The sequence below is a fragment of the Terasakiella brassicae genome, from assembly GCF_014641495.1.
GTDB lineage: Bacteria > Pseudomonadota > Alphaproteobacteria > Rhodospirillales > Terasakiellaceae > Terasakiella > Terasakiella brassicae.
Genome location: NZ_BMHV01000079.1, coordinates 1 through 668, shown reverse-complemented (window position 1 = coordinate 668; position 668 = coordinate 1). Strand labels below are relative to the sequence as shown.

General features: G+C 55.4%; 1 protein-coding gene. It reads left to right on the top strand.

Features of this window, described 5'->3' with window-relative positions; all coding sequences use genetic code 11:
* Positions 1-668: tandem-95 repeat protein (locus IEW74_RS17260; RefSeq protein ID WP_188667432.1), on the top strand; the 668-nt coding region annotated here is incomplete at both ends.

Sequence of the window (668 nt, the reverse complement as noted above, 5' to 3'; positions counted from 1 at the left end):
TTTGGGCAATGCGTCCGATGTGGATGGCGATGCGTTGAACATCACCGGTGTGTCCGGTGGATCGAACCTGGCGATCACCGATAACGGCGATGGCACCTGGACGATTATTTCTGATGAAGAAGGGGCGCAAGACATCAGCTTCACCGTGTCCGATGGCACGGCCGAGGTCACCCAAAGCGCGACCATCAACTTTGCCGATGTGGACAACACGGCCAATGATGATGCGGCCACGGTTGCAGAAGATGGCAGCAAAACCATCAATGTTCTATCCAATGATCAGATCATCGATGGTGGCGAGCTGAGCGCTGTCACCCAGCCGGAAAACGGTGTGGTGACCTTTAACGCCGATGGCACCGTGACCTATCAACCCCATGATGATTTCAACGGCAGCGATAGCTTTACCTATACGGTGACGGATGAAGACGGTGAAACTGTCACCGCCACGGTCACCATGACGGTGAGCCCTGAAAATGATGCCCCGGTGGTCGGGGCGATCAGCTTGCCGGACGGCACCGAATATCAGTCCTACACGGTGACCAAAGAACAACTGCTGGGCAATGCGTCCGATGTGGATGGCGATGCGTTGAACATCACCGCTGTGTCCGGTGGATCGAACCTTGCGATCACCGATAACGGCGATGGCACCTGGACGATTATTTCTGATGAAG